The sequence below is a fragment of the Metallosphaera tengchongensis genome (assembly GCF_013343295.1).
Lineage (GTDB): Archaea > Thermoproteota > Thermoprotei_A > Sulfolobales > Sulfolobaceae > Metallosphaera > Metallosphaera tengchongensis.
This window is the reverse complement of the sequence record NZ_CP049074.1, coordinates 1,563,180-1,580,313: the sequence shown is the minus strand read 5'-3', so window position 1 is coordinate 1,580,313 and position 17,134 is coordinate 1,563,180. Positions and strand designations below refer to the sequence as shown.

At 45.6% G+C, this 17,134-nt stretch carries 22 protein-coding genes and 1 pseudogene; 16 read left to right on the top strand and 7 right to left on the bottom strand.

Annotated features, from left to right (window positions below):
* Positions 1-33: 33 nt before the first annotated feature.
* Positions 34-543, bottom strand: coding sequence for an inosine/xanthosine triphosphatase (yjjX, locus tag GWK48_RS08535; protein WP_174632702.1), 510 nt, complete (start codon positions 541-543; stop codon positions 34-36).
* 28 nt (positions 544-571) lie between these two features.
* Here yjjX and GWK48_RS08530 point away from each other — a divergent pair, with 28 nt between their 5' ends.
* The 3 genes from GWK48_RS08530 (at position 572) to GWK48_RS08520 (ending at position 3,392) form a co-directional block, all read left to right on the top strand.
* On the top strand, positions 572-1,438 hold the full coding sequence (locus tag GWK48_RS08530) for an MqnA/MqnD/SBP family protein (RefSeq protein ID WP_174631375.1): 867 nt from the start codon (positions 572-574) through the stop codon (positions 1,436-1,438).
* Positions 1,439-1,565: 127 nt separating this feature from the next.
* On the top strand, positions 1,566-2,291 hold the full coding sequence (locus GWK48_RS08525) for a hypothetical protein (RefSeq protein WP_174631373.1): 726 nt from the start codon (positions 1,566-1,568) through the stop codon (positions 2,289-2,291).
* Between the two features lie 525 nt (positions 2,292-2,816).
* Positions 2,817-3,392 carry a hypothetical protein gene (locus GWK48_RS08520; RefSeq protein ID WP_174631372.1) on the top strand — a complete coding sequence of 192 codons (576 nt, stop codon included), beginning with the start codon at positions 2,817-2,819 and terminating at the stop codon, positions 3,390-3,392.
* Positions 3,393-3,394: 2 nt separating this feature from the next.
* Here the strand turns inward: GWK48_RS08520 and GWK48_RS08515 are convergent, their stop codons facing one another.
* On the bottom strand, positions 3,395-4,018 hold the full coding sequence (locus GWK48_RS08515) for a 16S rRNA methyltransferase (protein ID WP_174631370.1): 624 nt from the start codon (positions 4,016-4,018) through the stop codon (positions 3,395-3,397).
* Between the two features lie 93 nt (positions 4,019-4,111).
* Between GWK48_RS08515 and GWK48_RS08510 the strand changes: the two genes are divergently transcribed.
* From GWK48_RS08510 to GWK48_RS08505, 3 genes and pseudogenes are all read left to right on the top strand, one after another.
* Positions 4,112-4,489: a ribonuclease P protein component 4 gene (locus GWK48_RS08510; RefSeq protein WP_174632700.1), complete on the top strand. Its 378-nt coding sequence runs from the start codon at positions 4,112-4,114 to the stop codon at positions 4,487-4,489.
* Positions 4,401-4,601 (top strand): YhbY family RNA-binding protein, encoded by a 201-nt coding sequence (locus GWK48_RS11500; RefSeq protein ID WP_246263943.1) that lies wholly within the window; start codon positions 4,401-4,403, stop codon positions 4,599-4,601. The genes GWK48_RS08510 and GWK48_RS11500 overlap by 89 nt, the downstream gene beginning before the upstream one ends.
* A pseudogene (locus tag GWK48_RS08505) lies at positions 4,588-4,923 on the top strand (DUF371 domain-containing protein); the annotation flags it as partial. The gene GWK48_RS11500 and the pseudogene GWK48_RS08505, both read left to right, overlap by 14 nt.
* A 48-nt stretch (positions 4,924-4,971) precedes the next feature.
* Here GWK48_RS08505 and GWK48_RS08500 read toward each other — a convergent pair.
* Entirely contained in the window at positions 4,972-5,853 is an 882-nt protein-coding gene (locus tag GWK48_RS08500; RefSeq protein WP_174631368.1) for a class I SAM-dependent methyltransferase, read from the bottom strand.
* 13 nt (positions 5,854-5,866) lie between these two features.
* Positions 5,867-6,865 (bottom strand): NAD(P)/FAD-dependent oxidoreductase, encoded by a 999-nt coding sequence (locus GWK48_RS08495; protein ID WP_174631366.1) that lies wholly within the window; start codon positions 6,863-6,865, stop codon positions 5,867-5,869.
* A 368-nt stretch (positions 6,866-7,233) separates the two neighbouring features.
* Between GWK48_RS08495 and GWK48_RS08490 the strand changes: the two genes are divergently transcribed.
* The gene (locus GWK48_RS08490; RefSeq protein WP_174631364.1) at positions 7,234-7,584 is read left to right on the top strand and encodes a hypothetical protein; all 351 of its coding nucleotides are present in this window, start codon (positions 7,234-7,236) and stop codon (positions 7,582-7,584) included.
* Here GWK48_RS08490 and GWK48_RS08485 read toward each other — a convergent pair.
* Positions 7,562-8,629 (bottom strand): MFS transporter, encoded by a 1,068-nt coding sequence (locus GWK48_RS08485; protein WP_174631362.1) that lies wholly within the window; start codon positions 8,627-8,629, stop codon positions 7,562-7,564. The two genes, GWK48_RS08490 and GWK48_RS08485, sit on opposite strands and share 23 nt — an antisense overlap.
* 52 nt (positions 8,630-8,681) lie before the next feature.
* On the opposite strand from GWK48_RS08485, the gene GWK48_RS08480 reads away from it, so the two are divergent.
* The 4 genes from GWK48_RS08480 to GWK48_RS08465 all read left to right on the top strand — a co-directional run bounded on the left by GWK48_RS08480 (position 8,682) and on the right by GWK48_RS08465 (position 12,767).
* A complete protein-coding gene (locus GWK48_RS08480; RefSeq protein WP_174631360.1) occupies positions 8,682-9,422 on the top strand; it encodes an NAD(+)/NADH kinase in 741 nt (246 codons plus the stop codon).
* Positions 9,410-9,907, top strand: coding sequence for an NOB1 family endonuclease (locus GWK48_RS08475; protein ID WP_174631358.1), 498 nt, complete (start codon positions 9,410-9,412; stop codon positions 9,905-9,907). The genes GWK48_RS08480 and GWK48_RS08475 overlap by 13 nt, the downstream gene beginning before the upstream one ends.
* A gap of 424 nt (positions 9,908-10,331) precedes the next feature.
* Positions 10,332-11,222 carry a hypothetical protein gene (locus GWK48_RS08470; protein ID WP_246263786.1) on the top strand — a complete coding sequence of 297 codons (891 nt, stop codon included), beginning with the start codon at positions 10,332-10,334 and terminating at the stop codon, positions 11,220-11,222.
* Between the two features lie 426 nt (positions 11,223-11,648).
* Positions 11,649-12,767 carry an aminotransferase class V-fold PLP-dependent enzyme gene (locus GWK48_RS08465; RefSeq protein WP_174631356.1) on the top strand — a complete coding sequence of 373 codons (1,119 nt, stop codon included), beginning with the start codon at positions 11,649-11,651 and terminating at the stop codon, positions 12,765-12,767.
* Here the strand turns inward: GWK48_RS08465 and GWK48_RS08460 are convergent.
* A complete protein-coding gene (locus tag GWK48_RS08460) occupies positions 12,748-13,095 on the bottom strand; it encodes a hypothetical protein (protein WP_174631354.1) in 348 nt (115 codons plus the stop codon). The two genes, GWK48_RS08465 and GWK48_RS08460, sit on opposite strands and share 20 nt — an antisense overlap.
* A gap of 63 nt (positions 13,096-13,158) precedes the next feature.
* Here GWK48_RS08460 and cobT point away from each other — a divergent pair, with 63 nt between their 5' ends.
* Genes cobT through GWK48_RS08435 form a run of 5 tightly spaced genes read left to right on the top strand, consistent with a single transcriptional unit; the run spans position 13,159 to position 16,518 of the window.
* Positions 13,159-14,181 (top strand): nicotinate mononucleotide-dependent phosphoribosyltransferase CobT, encoded by a 1,023-nt coding sequence (gene cobT, locus GWK48_RS08455; protein WP_246263942.1) that lies wholly within the window; start codon positions 13,159-13,161, stop codon positions 14,179-14,181.
* 31 nt (positions 14,182-14,212) lie between these two features.
* Positions 14,213-14,992, top strand: a complete 780-nt coding sequence (locus GWK48_RS08450) for a sugar nucleotide-binding protein (protein WP_174631351.1) — start codon at positions 14,213-14,215, stop codon at positions 14,990-14,992.
* A complete protein-coding gene (locus GWK48_RS08445; RefSeq protein ID WP_174631350.1) occupies positions 14,943-15,251 on the top strand; it encodes a transcriptional regulator in 309 nt (102 codons plus the stop codon). The genes GWK48_RS08450 and GWK48_RS08445 overlap by 50 nt, the downstream gene beginning before the upstream one ends.
* Before the next feature lie 8 nt (positions 15,252-15,259).
* Positions 15,260-15,928: an HAD family hydrolase gene (locus GWK48_RS08440; protein WP_174631348.1), complete on the top strand. Its 669-nt coding sequence runs from the start codon at positions 15,260-15,262 to the stop codon at positions 15,926-15,928.
* A 47-nt stretch (positions 15,929-15,975) separates the two neighbouring features.
* Positions 15,976-16,518 carry an METTL5 family protein gene (locus GWK48_RS08435; protein WP_174631346.1) on the top strand — a complete coding sequence of 181 codons (543 nt, stop codon included), beginning with the start codon at positions 15,976-15,978 and terminating at the stop codon, positions 16,516-16,518.
* Here GWK48_RS08435 and GWK48_RS08430 read toward each other — a convergent pair.
* Positions 16,465-17,130: a phosphoglycolate phosphatase gene (locus GWK48_RS08430; RefSeq protein WP_174631345.1), complete on the bottom strand. Its 666-nt coding sequence runs from the start codon at positions 17,128-17,130 to the stop codon at positions 16,465-16,467. The genes GWK48_RS08435 and GWK48_RS08430 overlap by 54 nt on opposite strands.
* Positions 17,131-17,134 lie beyond the last annotated feature (4 nt).

Here is a 17,134-nt window from a genome sequence, read left to right as displayed (position 1 = left end):
GGCTGGCTCTTAGTCACGGTATTAGGAACTATTTTAGCTACCCTTGGAATAAAAGGGATAGAGGGCTAAAATTACAGAGTCCTTGTAAAGCCTCGCTCTGTCAATTATTCCGGTGAGTACACCGACAGCTCCTTCCGCTTTCTTGCTATCCCTCCTTCCGTAAAGTATGTCAGTGGCTTCCCCTAGTTCCCGCCCCTCGAGAACTAGTTTGGCTAGATTATTGGGCAGGGAGAAGGCGGGAGAAAAGGAAAAATTTTCTCTTTGATCCCTACCTATGACGTAAACTACTGCGTAAGCCATAAGCCGGTTCCTAATGAAGCATATACCCCCCTCTATCCCTACACCCAAGTTACAGCTCTCGTCCTCCATTACTTTCAGAGCCCTATTTCTAGCTCCAGCCATGGTCTCTTCGCAAAAGGGCTGCCTGTCAACTCCGGAGTCTACGTCAACCTCCTTAACCTCCCAGCCGAGACCTATTTCCTCCAACGCATCCTTGACTGCCTTGAGCTTAACTGGATTTGTTGAACCGAGACAAACTAACATTTTTATCCACAGGACTTGATATAACCCCATGGTAACAATAAAAGTTGGTGCATTAGCTGACTCCGGGGATCTATATCCCTTCATACCCTTGATGGAAGGTTGGGTAAAAGAGGACGGAATAAACCTAGAGTTTGAAGTAATCCCGACGGTTCAAGACGTTAACATGAGCGTTTTGACTAAATCAGTGGACGTATCAGTCCCTTCAGCTGCCATGTACCCTTACATTCAGGATGACTACTACATCCTCGGAAATGCGGTCGCTACTGCCGTCGACGGCATAACAGGGATGCCTATACTATCGTTGACCCCAATGAAGTTGACGGATCTGAGCAACAACGTCCTAATAGTGCACGGACCCAATACCTCGGCTTTTACTCTCTACCGACTCCTGGTTGGTAAATACAAGAGACTAAAGATCATCCCCAGGGTTCTGGATGAAATCAAAGCCTTGGGAAAAGAAGGGGACGTGTTGGTGGCAGTCCACGAAATAAAGATGATGTACGCTATGCAGAAGTTAGGTGTTAAACCTTTCGTTGTTTCTAGCATGTGGGAGATGTGGACTAAGGTATCCGGAGGATCGCCCATGCCTATGGGTACCGTGGTGATCTCCAAAGACGTTGGGAAGGACGTGGCCTTGAAGTTCAAGGAGCTGTATGAGAGGAGTAAGAGGTACGCCGAGAAGAACTTGGACAGAGTAATACCCAGGGACGTGGAGATAATGAGCGAATCCCAGAAAGTCAGTATGGACAAGGAGATAGTCGAAAAGACCATATGGGCTGACATACAGGAGTATAACGTACCTCAAGATAAGGTGATGGAGGGTCTAGGTAAGTTTTACAGACTAACATCGGAGAAAGGAATCCTTCCGGCAGTCAGGAGCCTGGACGTAATATGACTAAACCAGCCGAGTTTATATCAACTGAAACCCATCATGAGACGAGTCCCCGGAAGAACAAGACGAAGCGGTTTCAGGTACCTAGAGAGCTTTTTAGGTCCTAGACTTATCAACCATAGAGAAACTGATGCTTGAATTTCCAAACCTCTTGAGGATGTTGAGGAGAGTAGGGCCCAACGTAGAACTCATATCAAGGCTAGTTGGAGAGAGCGAGGCGGATATTATAAACCTTTTGAACTCCGTTAAGAACCTATCGTTCTCACCTGTCCCAGCCAATAAGTTCCTAAAGGTCACTTTTCATAGAGATATTAATGGCGGGATTTACAGTAGGGTTAACCTTAAGGGTAATTTCTCCATCCTCTTCTCCAAACGCGGAGCTTCCGTTGTGAAATTTGAAAATTTCTCCGGGATACCCGAGGCTTACGACGTAATGATGGACACTTGGAGATTGGATTACGAGGGGAGGTCAGAGCCCCAGGTCTACGAGTTCTCCTATGAAGGGGAGGTGGAACCTATAGACGCATCCGCTTTTTCAACAACTTCGTCCATGAACGATATACTCAAGTCTTCGCTCAACTTGGGCACCATTCAGGGTTTTGTTGTGGACTACGGCAGAAGGGATTTCATTCTCGATGTGATTACCCCATATGAGGAGATAAAGGAGAGCTTACAATATTTACCATTTTTGAGGTACGTAATGTGGATTAAGGATGAAAGTATCATTTATCTGGCTGAATTATCAATCCCCGAGGCACACGTAAAGGAAGTCATGGAAGTAATTTATGAAATAAAGAATCACGCACATTTACTTTTTTCCACCACAGCTAAGGATTTTACCAGACCCATCATTTAACGCATTTGAGATTAAGGGTGTTCTCAAAGTCTACTTTTCATCTGAATTTTATGACCTCAGACTTGCACGCGTGGTATCATCCCAAGGCGGGCTATCCTTTATGGAAACTCCTCTATGGAAATTCCTCTCAATCCTTTATCTCATCTAAAGTACATCGAATGAGGTAGCCAATTCGTTTTTTCAAATAAAGAACCAAATAGGCCCAGTTTAGGTTGAGAAGACTTGACAGAGTTAATAGACTTATTATAGAATTAATGGAGAAAAGTTTTATATCATAAAAAGATGTAGTGTATATCATGGCGAGCCGGGACAAAAAGGAGATAAATTCCTTGATTGACTTAATAAAGGCATTATTCCAGGATGGCAACTGGTATTTAGGAGGATTTATAATCCTTCTAATTTTATTTATAATCTTCGACGTTGTTGCTTTTACTCCCCACTGACCTCTCTTCTACAAGCTTTAGTTTGTAAAATACATTACAGAGATTTTATAAAGTATTAAAATGTATATATTTACGAACAAAGTTGGGAAGAGTTAACATAGCTGCAGACAGTGAGTTAATAAAGGAGTTGGAAAAGGAGGCTAAGAGTCGCGGGTACACGATCTTCTCCTTGACGAACTTAGCCCTCAGGGCTATGTTAGAGATGATAAGGATGGGAGAGGATTCGACTAAGCTGCAGGAGCTTGTAGAGTTACACAAAATATTCAAAGACCTTGACGTAGTTCCCATAACCTCTTGGTATATTGAAAGCCTAGCTAAGCTGGCCTATGAAAAGGATCAAAAGGCGTTTCAGACAGTTTGTGAGGGAGCTGGACTACAGGTGGCGTCCTATCTCAAGTCTAGAGCTTCCACTCTGGAGGAATTGATTGTAGTTTATGAGAACGTGAAGTCAGTGTTACCGATTAAGGATCTGAAAGTTAAGAAAATAGAGGACGATGAGTTCGAGGTTAGGCTTACCGGGACAGGTTTCAGCCTGGAGTCGACCTTCTGTGCCTCAATGGTATTTAAAAAGGTTCTAGAGAGCTACGGTTTCACGGTGTTAGATCTGACTCCCTCTCCTGGGGGAATAATCTACGCTAAGGCTAAGTTCTCCACCTAGAATTAAAAGCATGCGGAAAGCAGCTTACAGACTACGTGTTGGGTCTCCAAGACTTTGTCGCTCACGGACAGGAACGTTTTCGAAGACCTTTTAACTTCTTCACTGAAGTCACCGTGAGGAAAAGCCCCTATCCCAATGAACTCTCTCCTCTGGCATAGGGAATTTGCATCTGTCCTATCCCCTTTCTCGTCCAGCACAATGAGCCCTTCGTCCTTCACAACTTCGCTCAGAGTTAAATTTGTTACCTCCATGAGGGCATCTCCCGTAGGAGGAATACGCCCGTTAACTAGTAGTTGTTCCATCAAACCTACAAATCGCAGGTAATTCTTCGGAGGCCTCATTTTGCTAGAAACCCATATTATCTTAGAGTCCACCGTATGGACGTATACCTCCCCTTGGAATGAGGGGTAGGTCAACAACATCGTCAGGGCGTTGTGAAGAATGTCTGGTCTTCCTCTTTTCTCCTTATTACTGAGCTTACTCATAGCGTAGTAGTGCAGAGAAATATCTAGAAGGACCTCAGTGGGGTTCTTGCCGAACTTTCTCGCGTTCTTGACTACGCTTGGATGCCCTGATATCTCTTCAGGAACCAACTCCACAGAGGAGTCCAAGAAAACGACGTTCATTGCGAAAAGAGAGGATCTGGCTTTATAATGGTTTCCTTCCCATTTTAACCGTTGAAACGAGAGGAGGTAAGTCAAAGGGCCGTTGAGCTCATAATGGAGGCGGCGCTCCTAGCCTCCAAAGGTGAGTTAGACCTAGCGAGGAAGTACGTGGATCTAGGACTTCAATACACCTCCAAGGCTAGAGTGAAGCTCCCCTTGAGGGTAAAGAGAAGCTTTTGTAGGAAATGTAAGACCCCCTTAATCGTAGGGGTGACTGAGAGGAGAAGGATAAGGTCGAAGATTTTAATTAGAACGTGTTTAGTTTGTGGGTGGACTAGAAGATATGACACGAGAAACCAGGAGAAGCTTAAGGGAAGTGATAGAAGGGAGCGCAGAGGTAAGAATCGGAAAGAAGGGTTTCACAGAGGAGACCAAGAAAGAAATAGAAAGACACCTAAAGGAGCACGAAGTGATCAAGATCAGGTTACTTGACCGGTCCTGCGATAGGTTAGAGGTGGCCCAGTTGATCGCCAAGGAAACTAAGAGTGAACTTTTAGATATTAGAGGGAGGACCTTTATACTGAAGAAGGATGATAGCAGTTGACACCTTGACGTGCTCTGGACACCGGAACGTACTTGCTAAACATAGAAGTACCCTGGAGATAACAAGGGAGGACTATCTTACTCGAAGGGGAGACTGCATAATATGTATCAATTCCACAAAAGGCTCAACGGACCTTTCTGAAGATGTCAAGGCTATTCTGAAGAGGGGAGGTTACGGATATGTGCTGATCCATAAGGACGGAGTCCTTGAAATGGTTACCGGGAGAGGTTCGAAAGAGCTGACCTTCAGTTCTCCCGTTAAGCTAATCGTGAGGAGGTCTGACTTCATCTCTGACGCTACCATACTAATCAAAGCTGACAAGTCCGCAAGGGATCTCAGGAGGGATCTGGTACTTAAGCTGAAGGAAGGTTCAGTAGACATCTTTATCCTGGCATCGGATAACTCTCTTAGCTATGACCAAGTCCTTAGAGTAGTCGTTGACTCTTTCCCATCCCTCTTCCAGAGCCCCAAGTCTGTAGACAACAGTGAACTTCCTGCTCACCCTACATAGTTCCTGGAGGAATACGTTTATCATGGTAGGGTTATCCCCAATCACCCAATCGAAGGACTTCTCCCTAAAGGGTAGGTACCGAGCGTCATACTGCACTAAGTCCATGGAAATCCTACATGAGTTCAGTCTCAGCGACTCCCTAGCCATGTAAAGACCGTCTAAATTCAGATCGCCCGCAACTACATACCCTATCTTTCTGGCCACATGGATGGCAAGAGCCCCATAACCAGTGAAAACGTCCAGTACCCTTGACCCCTCAGGAATGGACTTGACCAACCTTAGTCTCTCTGTTGCCATGGAAGGGTTAACGTAAACTTTGGCAATATCAACAATAAACCTTAATCCACCCTCCCTGAATTCCGTCACAGTCCTCTTCTCCCCGGCTACGTGCTCCAACTCGTTTATCCTCAATTCTCCCGAGACTCTTTTCCTGATGTAAATGCTCCTTACTCCTCTGCGAAGTTTTAGTAATTTCTCCAGTTCTGCTTTGATTATCTCCTTCTTGGGGGACAGCACCATTATGTCTCCTATGACGTAGAAGGAGGAGACGTTAGGGATTAGATCCCTCAATTTAGGCGTAGTCTCCTTGGGTGCAGGGGAGCACTCCACAGCTTCATACCCCTGCTGAGGCTCCAGTACTGGAATTAATGCGAAATCTCCATCAAAAATTATTTGGTACCCAGGAGCTACCCTTATCCTTATACGACCTAATTCGCGCCTGGGTACCTTAATGCATTTCATCACAAAAGGTCTTTCATTTCTTGAACTTATCCATTTCGGAGCTATGCCCTGCGAATACTGAGGCGTTGGGATCCAGGTACTTCTTCGCGACACTGGTAGCTATTGCTGCCTGTCCGAAGCCTACAGCTATTAGCGCGAGCTTGGGGGCACCTTCCACTTGGGCTATGTCGCCAGCTGCGTAAACTCCCGGTAGGTTAGTCTCCATCTTTGTGTTAACTAGGATATCCCTTCCCTTCATATTCAAACCCCACTTCAGCATGTTGCCGAGGTCTCCCTTATGACCTATGCTAATCACTACAGCATCCACGTTTAGAACCTTCTCCTCCTTGGTACGGTTATCGAAGATCACTGCCTGAGTAACCCTGTTCCCGTCGCCCTTGACTTCCTTCAGTTCGTGCCAAGTGTAGACCTTCGCTACCTCGAACATCTCCTTAACGCTTCTCTCATGTGCCCTGAACTGATCCCTTCTGTGTATTAACGTAACTTCCTTTGCCACTGGTGCTAGGTTTAATGCCCAGTCAACCGCCGAATCCCCACCTCCAACAATAAGGACCCTCTTTCCGTTGAAATCGCTCTTCCTTCTGACGGTATAGTAAAGTCCCTTGTTCTCATACTCCTGCTCTCCCTTCGCCCCTAATCTACTTGGGGTGATCTTCCCAATGCCTGCGGCAATAAGTACCGCCTTCGTCTTGTATGCCTCGCCCTTATCTGTTTTCACTACCCACATCCCGTCTTGAGTCCTCTCGAGCATGTCAGCCCACTCCTTCACGCGTATATCAGGACCGAACATCTTTGCCTGTTCGACCAGTTTCTGAGCTAGATCGTAGGCTTGTATACCAGCGAAGCCGCCCACGTCATAGACAGCCTTCTCAGGGTAAAGGGTCACCAGTTGACCACCTAGCTCGTCTTGGGAGTCTATGAGAAGGGCTTTCATATCCCTTAGACCACTGTAGAACGTGCCGAAGAGTCCTATTGGACCTCCTCCTATAACTATTATGTCGTACTCTCCCATAATTACCAAGAATCACAAACATTTATACTATTTAAACTTTCCGACAACAATCATGAATAGTCGTGAAAGGCACAATACTAGTAAAAATAAAGAGAATAAAAGAATTAAGCTCAGTATATAGGGAGTTAACTTGAACCATTGGTAAAATTTCGCGTGAGTTGCCGCTATGGTCAACAGATTAGTAGAGACGGTCTGATTCCCTACCAGCCATGCGAGGGTTTCCCTCACCTTGTAAACCTAACCCTTAAGGCTTGGAGGAGGTCAGATCAGTATCACATTTTTATTATTCTTCAGGCTACAGTTAAAGAACCTACTAATATAGCTGCCACATAAGATAATGATATATTTTTCCTCTTTAAGCAACTACAATGCTTGCCGTGTTAGTGGCCGTGTTGACTTTCCCATTGATAGTATTGAGTAGTTTGTGGTTCAGCTATTACAGGAAGATAATGGTGGAGGCTCTAAAATTCCCGGGAAGTTCATATAACGAGAGTTTCATTCACCTTAAGCCTCTTGAGAGCGTCAAAATCCAGATAAATGGTAAGTGCGTACTTGTCGTTAACGGAGTGTCCAGTTGGGTCACAATTAGGATCAACGGAGGTCCACCTCAGAAAGTCTACAAAATCAGGCTGTTAAATACCAAGGGAGAAGTGGAGATCCTAAACGAGAGCAGGGTGTTCCAAGTTTCGCTTCTTATTAGGTTCGAGTCCTCAAGTTGAGTAAGAGCAGAAGAGGAAGCAAACTCAGTACCACCAATGTGGCCCACGAGTAGTACCCCAAGAAGCCTGCTACGAACTCGAGCCAAGTTCCTAGGCTTATATTGATGGAGTTCACCATCGCTAGGGTAACGCTTGAGTTCTTAAGGCCCACCCTCAGTGCCGTGATTGAGTAGAGGACCGAAATCGCCAGTTCGTTGGAGATCCCTAGAATCGCTAATCCAAGCTCGTAAAAGGGCGTATAAAGGAAGAGGAGGGAGAGCGAGGTCACTATGGAACTGGACAACAAGACCTTCATTCCCCCAAATTTATCTCCTAGCCATCCCATTGCCCCTCCTATGGCTGAAAAAATGAGGAGAGAGCTTGTAACCTCTGAGGCAGTCACTGAGCGTACGTGATAGAAGAAAAACATGAAGGATGGGAAAAGCTCCCCTACAGCGTAGTATATGCCCCACACTCCCACAGTGGCAACACCAAGCAGTACGACTCCCTTATCCTTCACGGCCTTCCAGGACGGTGTATAGTTGGGTAACCTTAGGTTCAAGAGCGCCGACAGGAAATCAAGGGCACCAACGAGAGCTACTCCATTTGAAAAACCGAGTTCCCTAAAGACAAGCACCCAATTGAGGCCAATGAAACCACCCACCGAGAATAGAGCGTTATAAACGCCTAGATATAGACCCACCCTCTCCTTGTTCAAGACAGAGAGAATGCTTCCTCCAGAGGAGAAGAAGAAGGACGCCCCAACACCTCCCAAAAAGTAATAGACTAAAACCTCCGTTAGACTAGAGGAAAAAGCGACTAAAAAGGAGGAGAGTGACATGAGGAGGAGGCCTAGCACTATGGAGTTCCTCTGTCCAATTTTGGTTCCAATATAGCTGGCTGGTAACTGCATGAGACCAGACCCTAGGAAGAAAGATAGGGGGATGATCCCAGCCAACTTGTAGGACTGATGATACTCGGATATCAAGTTCGGTATTTCTGGGGCCAGGTAAAACCAGTTAATCGCGTACACTGCCCTGGCGAATAATATTGTTGCTCCTTTCACACGTACATGAGACAGTAAAGAGTTATTATGAGTTGTGAAAATCTTAGAGTGAATGAGACTTAAAATAATTAGCAAGAAATCCCCTAAGGTAGAGCCTATCGTAAATAAAATAAAGGAAACCGCCTCATCTCTGGGCTTCACCTTGGATGAGAGCGAACCAGATGTGATCCTAGCAGTGGGTGGAGACGGAACGTTGCTTAAGGCAGTAAGCTATGGAAAACCGATTGTTACGATCAAGGCGGGGAGAAGGGGCTTCCTTATGGACGGGGAACCTGATGAGATAGGTAACATCCTCCAAAGGCTAGCTAAGGGAGACTATCTAGTCCAAGAGTACCCTCTCCTGAGGGCTACCCACTCTAGGGGGTCGGTGGAAGTCTTCAATGAAGTCGGGATCCTCTTTGATGAGCCTGAGAGTATCCTGGTTTCAGTAAACTACTCCGACGTGAGCTTCATCTCTGAGGGGGACGGTGTTTTAATATCCACTCCGCAAGGATCCACAGGTTGGAGCATGTCAATCACTGGGGTCTACCTGGGAGTAGATGCCCTAGAAGTTACCCTAGTTAGCCCTATCTTATCCCCCGTTAAATCTTTAATAATCCCAAGAACACAAGTTAGGCTAGTTATGGAGGATAAGGGTTACGAACAGAGGGCGAGAGTTGTGGCGGATGGAGAGATTGTCGACTTAATTAAAACAGGTGAAGGTCTACTTATAGAACCTTCACCTAAGAGGGCGGTAATTTACAGGTTCTTTAAATCAGATCCTGTGAGGGGTTTACTCAGTTGGAAAAGATAATCTTTGATACTGCAGGGTTCTTAGGGGGTTTACAAAACTCCTTCGATAAGGTATTCACTACCCCCCAGGTTGTAGAGGAAGTTAAGGACTCAAGGTCAATGGGGAACCTCTCTTTTTCCATTATAACTAACAAGATAGTGGTGATGGAACCTTCCCAGTCAGCCCTAAAGAAGGTGGAAAAAGTCCTCAGGGATCTCAACGAATTTAGCCTAACCAAGACAGATAAGTCCGTAATAGCGCTTGCTGTAGATCTGAACCCAGCTGTAGTCTTTACCGACGACTTTGCAGTTCAGAACGTTCTAATTAAACTGGGGATAAAGTTTACTCCTGTCAGATTGGGTAGGACGGCTCAAGAGATCAAATCTTTCAGTTACGTCTGCGAGAGCTGTGGTAGGACTTATCGAGAACCGAAGAGCGAATGCGAAGTATGTGGGGGCAAAATAAGGAAAACGGTGGTAAAACAGAGCCAAAGGAGAGGAAGCTGACACTCAATAATCGGGAAAGTTACATTACTTCTAGCCCAGATCTGAGAAGTATAACTGGAGTCGAAAGTAACCTGTAAAGCTGGGGGTGTACTTCAAAGTCTCAGGGACCCGTTGTGGACATGTCTAAGAAGGATAAATTACCACGGAGATTACTGACTTCCTCCCCGCCCTAAAGGCAAGGCTTCCTCTTCTTTTGTGATCTAGTTGATCGACCGCTTGTTAGGTACTCCATTAACTAAGTGCTCATACTAAGATCATAAACCTCAAATTTGTGAGATAGTTTGGGATCCTACTCTTGTAAGAAAGAACAGAAATATTTCAATCCATAGATTTGATATGGAATTTGAACGTTCATTAGCAATTTAACTAATGCTATTTTTGGTAATACTAGAAAATTTTAAGAGTATATGAATAACTAATTACCGTGTCTATTCATCAAGAGCTACTTTGGGGGATGATGAAGTATGGCGGTAACAGCTTTTGTCTTGCGGAAGTTTTGGGAGAACCATCTAAGGGGGTGACTTCCCTAATCTTAGATATGCAAAGGAGTTTAAACCTAAGGATTTTCCCGGCGGTGTTCTCAGAGGGCTTGGGATTAGGTAAGTTCTTCATTCTTGCCAATAACCAAGGAATAAAGTATCAAGTTGCCATGAGACTTTTCCATCCCATAATGAATCTGTTTAGGGGAGATGTTGAGGAGGATCTCTTCTCCATCGTGATATTTGGAAATAGACATGTAGCTGAGGAAGTTAGGAAGGTTATGGAAAAGTTGCGTAGGGGAAACTCCAATTTCGTCATCTATGAGGTGAGTAAGACAAGGAAATTCTCTAGGGATCCTTCATGTTTCAACCCGACCTCAGGTAAGTGGACATGCGAAGGCAAGGTCGAATTTAAGCAGGGTAGTGTTTTACCAAGTCCAGACGAGAAAGACGTTAACGGGATCGTAACCCTTCAGGTTAATCCCTTTGCCGATGTCAGGACCCTAAGCCACAGGTTTCACATACGGAAGATCATAACGGGTTTCATGTACACCTTAGGTAAAAAGGAGTTCGTGGTTCAGTTAATTACTAAGGATGATATCTCCGATGAAGCCCCTGACCTCATATGGATAGCTGAGGGAGATGAAGTGTTCATCTCTGAACTTCATGTGGATAGGAAGGGCCTAGAGGAGGTATCCAGAAAGTTTAGGGCCTCTTCCATAAAGATGATAATATCTCCAATGTCACCTCTTTACGCCTTAGGTTATAGCATACCAGTTGAAATCTTTAGGAACAGGTCGTGGGACTACCCAAGAATTGAAGCCAAAATTTTGTAAGCGAGTTACAGAGTTGACGAAAGCCTCGCCCCTTAGGGCGTGGATGACCAAGGACATAAAACCTGTTTCCTCCATATCTATGAACGGAGGGGCCAAAAAGAGCGGGAAAGAAATCAGAGCTATGGTTTCGATGAGGATTTCTCCCACCGCTCCCTGCTCAGTCTAATTGAAAGGTATGGAAAAGGCCTACGTTTAGTTTTAGGATGGTTAGGAGAGAACAGACGAAAGAACCTGTTAAAAGACGCACAAGGGGACTTACGAAACATTAAGAGAAGTTCGGTCTACCCTCTAAAGCTGTCCAAGACTCCTATAGCGACGTCATTGCAGTATACAAATCCTGGTTAGTTGGAGGAAGTCAGAAAAACTCAAGGGACTAATGAGGTATCTTAGGCTAAACTTATCTAGTTAGGGACAACCTCAATAAATATGTCAATAGATTTGGACGAGTTTAGAAAGGAAATTCCCGCAATAAATAATTACATCTATCTTAATCACGCTGCAATCTCACCAACTCCGGTCTTCGCCCTACTAGAGGCTTTGGGTTACCTCTACGGAGTATCATCGAGAGGAAGTGTCCACGTAAATAGGGTCGAGGAAAACGACTTTTTGGAAATGAGGCAGAGAGTGGCCAGTTTCATTGGGGCCGAGGCCTCAGAAGTCTCCTTCATTCCAAACACCAGTTTTGGAATCAATATGATAATCCACGGTCTCAACTTAGGGAAGGGGGATGTAGTTCTCACCAATAACCTTGAGTTTCCGGCGACCGTTTATCCGCTTTATAAACTAAGAGAGAGAGGTGTGGAAGTCAAGCTATTGAGGGTTGAACCGGGGAGCATTGATGAAACCATGTCGGAGAACATTGATGAGAGGGTAAGATTAGTGGTTGTGAGCCATGTGAGCTTTAACACAGGAGCCAGGATTGACATTAAAAAGATCAAGGAAAGGGCAAAGAAAGTGGGTGCCCTCCTCTTAGTGGACGCTATTCAGTCAGCTGGAGCCCTCAAGTTGGACGTCAAGGAGACCGAAGTTGATTTCCTTCTGGCTGGGGGATACAAGTGGCTGATGTCCCCTCAAGGTTCAGGTTTCATGTACGTTAGGAAAGGTCTATTGAAAGACCCTCCCTTTTATGGATGGAAAACCAGCTCTACGTTCATGAAGTTTGACAGCGAGTCCTTCGAACTGGAGACTGGACCTAGGAGGTTTGAGATTGGAACTATAGACGTATCCGCCAACTTAGCCATGAGCAAAATAGCTGAGAAATTAACGCCAGAGCGGGAAAGGATAGAGAGAAGAGTCCTAGATTTATCAGCACATACTGTTGATGAGGCGGAGGATATGAATTTTGAGGTTGTAACTCCCAAGCATAGGAGGGCAGGGATTACTGTTGTGAGGACGGAGAACCCTAAAGGGGTAGCTGAGAAGTTGCTTCAGAAGAAGATAGTTGTCTCCCCTAGGGGGAATGGGATAAGGATTTCAACCCATTTTTACAACACAGAGGATGAAGTGAGCGAGGCCCTAAAGGCAATCAAGAGTTGTTTATCCTAGACTTAATTGTGTGGTAAGCTTCTTCGATGTCCTCCATTACCCTAACTAAAGAGGCGTAAAGTAGATCATCAGGGGAGCTTTTCGTTAGCTTAACTATGTCCAGAAGCTCCTGAGCCAAGGGAGCCTGGATTACTCCACCTTTTACTAGGTTCCAAATCAAATCCTCTCCTCGTCCCTCAACTAGATTTGACGCTAACTTGAATATCAGGTTCAACATGTCATTTATGACTTCCCTCACCTTGGACTTCAGATCGTCGTCCTTAAGAAACTCCTCTTCCCTCAATCTGGAGGCGTACTCCAGGATCGAGTAATACTCCCTGAACTCCATGGGTTAATCACGTTCTACCTCTTAGTAAGGTTAATTAAGCTCTCCTTTAAAACGCATAGCGTGATCGTTGACCTATTGGGGAATCTGTCCGAAAGAATAAAGGGTAAGCTCGGACCTTTCATCCTGGTAATTGGAACTACAGATGTGAGCCTAATTCCAGGAATCAGTTTCGCTGGAGCTTCACCCGAGCTCACCATGTTTACTCCCGCTGCAGATGCCGAGTTCCTCATGACTGGGAAGTGCAAAGTAATAGATTCAGTTCCTGTGACACCTGACGGAATACCAACTCCTGCCTTAATAACGAGGGCCTCATTGTCCTTCTTGAAGGTTACCAGGCTGATCGCGAACGCAGGATCTAGGGTAAACCCCAAGATCCCCTTCATTAACTTGAACGGGGAACCGGGCAAGGACATCAGGTATGGCGGACTAAGGAGAGAAGTTGGAGAGGGAATACTGGAACAGGGTGTAATACTGGGCGAGAATCTTAAGTCAGATATCATCTACATAGGCGAATCCGTTCCTGGAGGTACAACCACCGCAGCTGCAGTGCTCTCGGGTTTAGGGTATGACGGTGTATCTTTGGTCAGCTCTTCCTCTCCCGTAAACCCAAAGGAGTTAAAGAAAAGGGTTGTGGATCAAGCGTTGAAGAGTGCACCCAAGGAAACCTTGGAGAGAATATTTTGGCTTTCAGATCCAGTGCTCATAGCAGTTGCTGGGATAGCGCTGGGGTTTAAGGGCGTCACAGTTCTCTCAGGAGGAACCCAGATGGCTGCAGTAGCTGCTATATTGAAAGAGCTAGACAAAGGGAAGCTATCGAACGTAGGGATTGCGACCACCAGATGGATCATAAATGATAGCTCCTCCAATCTGTACAGCCTAGCGAAGGAAATAGGGATTAACCTAACCTACTCCAACGTGAGCTTCGCCGAGAGCAAGTTCAATGGCCTAAGAGCCTATGAGCAGGGATACGTCAAGGAAGGTGTAGGGGCAGGGGGCTCCATGGTCATGTCGCTTAGTTCAGGGGTTTCCTCCCAGGAATTGGTGAGAAGGATAGAAGAAGTTTACTCCTCACTTATTAACGCTTAGTCCATGTATACCTGTTTCTCAGGTGTAATGTGTGAGGGTAGCAGTGACCGATGAGGGAGAGGTATCCAGGGAAATAGCCAGCAGCGGTAACTGGGAAGTGGTTGTTATAGACTCTCCAAATAAGGTCTATCAAGTTAAACCTGATGTAATAGTACACACCTTTGAGATTCCCTACTATGAAGCAGGGACGAGGAGGGATAAGGCGTGGACCTATAACGCTTGGATGGCCATCAATATTGCTAAGAGCGGGCACAAGATCGGAGCTCTAAACGTTTACCTATCCTCTTTCATGATATTCAACGGGAGGAGGGGCTTTTACGAAGAGACCTCCACGCCTGAACCCTTAAATTACTACGGGATCACAAAGCTAGCTGGAGAGATTGGGATCTCGGCGCTTGGGAACTACCTGGTCTTGAGAACGGGAGCGATATTTTCCCTCTCTTATCGTGGTTTCCTGTTTAACCACATAAGGTCCCTTCTTCTGAAGGGAAGGGCGGTGTGTAACAGAGAGTTTTACCTGTCATTAGTATCTACAAGATCTCTGGGTAGGGTAATATCATCTCTCCTAAGCAAGGGAGCCACAGGGGTAATAAACGTAGGTGGGAGAATAAGCCAGTGTGAGGCACTTGGAGAGATAGCTAAATACTCTCAGGGACATGTGATAGAGAGGGAAGGACCCAAAATGGATTTTTCCCTCGACGACTGGTTACTCAGAACGTTTGGTATAAAAACTTCCCCTAAGAATGAGATAAGGGAGACATTTGTCAGAGAGTTTCATGACAACGAGAGAAAGGATACTGTTGTTACTTAAGAAAACCGATTTCCCCCTCACAGCTAAGGAAATAATGCAAATTACAGGAATAAGAAAGGAGCAAGAGGTATACGACCACATATACCACCTGGCTTTGTCATCAAAGCACAAAAATTACGTCGTAATACTCTATCCACCAAAATGTCAATCTTGCGGGTCTGAGATTTCCCTTGAGAAGCCCAAGAGACCTAGTAGATGCCCTAAGTGCAAGTCTGAAAGAGTTAGTCCACCCAAGTTTTTAATAAGGGAAAAGGATTGAGGTTAACAATGGCTACAATTTTCGTCGACATGGGAGACACCCTTGTGAAGTTCGTTCCTAGGATGCACGAGAGAATTGCTACAACTTTGAAAGAGGAGGGAATTGAGGTTAGCGAAAGAGAAGTGTTCAGGGCCCTAGTCAAGCATTTAGGGAAATACAACTTCCCGCATCCGGAACACGATGGGCTCTCCCCGTTGGACTTCTCAGATATCTTGTTCGAATTGGGAAGGCCAGCTGACCTTAATCTTGTGAAGAAGCTATCTGAGAGGAACTACCTCTCAGACAGATATGAACTCTATGACGATTCGATCCCATTTCTAAAGGGACTAAAGGACATAGGAATGAAGATTGTCTTAGTCACGAATACGACCAGAAAAGTACACACTATCCTGAAAACCCTAGGACTTTACCAGTATTTGGACAGTGTTATAGCCTCATGCGATGTAGGGGTCATGAAACCCCATCCAAAGATCTTCTATTATGCCTTGAAGGAGTATGGAGAACCCATTTTCCACATCGGGGATGTCTATGAGATAGACTTCGTTGGAGCTAAGAGGGCTTATATCAGCCCGATCCTTCTGGATAGGTTCGATTTCTACCCCGAGATCAAGGAAAGTAAGGTGAAGGATCTATATCAGGCTCTAGACTTAATAAAAGAAAGATTGAAATATTACTAGAAAGTATACCCAATCACCCCAACCCAAAATGGGAACTGGAGCAGTATATGACTCCTTCAAGTATTGCCTCTGTCGTAGTATGGACCGCATACGTGCAGGGACAGATAGAGGGTAAGAGGGTTCTAGATCTGGGGTGTGGTACAGGTAGGTTATGTGCAGGGGTGAGTGCCCTAGGAGGATACTGCGTCTGTGTGGATGTCGACCTGGAGTCCCTTCAGGTCGCAAGATCGGCGTTCAGGGGGATGAACCTTGAAGCGGAATTTGTGGAGGCAGACTCTACCTCCTTCCACGGAAGGTTTGACACTGTAGTTCAGAACCCGCCCTTTGGAGTTGCGAGGAAGGGGACTGACCTGAAGTTCCTGAGGACTGCCCTCGAAGTGGGGAAGGCAGTTTACTCCATACATAAGAGCAATCCAGAGTCCAGGAGAATTATCATGAGGGAAGCTGAAGACAAGGGTTTCAAGGCTGAAATGATCGCGTCTTTCTACCCATTAACTCCGTATTACCCATGGCACACTGAAAGAGTCCATAGATTTCTAGTGGATATTTACGCCTTCAGGAAACCTACCGGACAGGATGAGGTCAAGTAACTCCACAACTCCATCCCCATCCTCCTTATCCAGCACGAAGTCCGCCAGGCTCTTTATCTCAGGTAAAGCGTTTTCTACCGCTACCTTGTAATCAGCCACCCTAAAGAGGGAGACGTCGTTCTCGGCGTCTCCTACCGCAACTACTTTCCCCTCGACATTCAGTTCCTTCAGTGCGATCCTAAGACCCGATCCCTTCTCGACGTTTGGGGGGAGGATCATTGCGTCCCTTCTATTCCTCTCGACTCTGGCAGATTCGAAACTTATTTCCTCTGACCAAGAGTCCACGTAAATTATTACCTCCCCAAACGAGTGGGGTATTCCCAGTTCTTTCAGTTTCCTGCTTATGGACTGTCTGATGGTAAACCAATTTTTGGGAGCATTTATGATCTTCTTGCTATTGACAACAATTAAGGATCCGTTCTCCAGTATCCAGCCCGTAGGGGACAAACCTGGAGCCAACAACTTCATGTATCTCTCCTCTCTGCCTGTGACCACAAAAAATTTGTAAATCTTAGAGAAGGAGTTAATTTTTTCCGCGATATCTTTCCTGATGACGAACTTGTCACTTTCATGTGAGAGGGTCCTGTCAAAGTCTGAAGCGACTATCCACAAGATG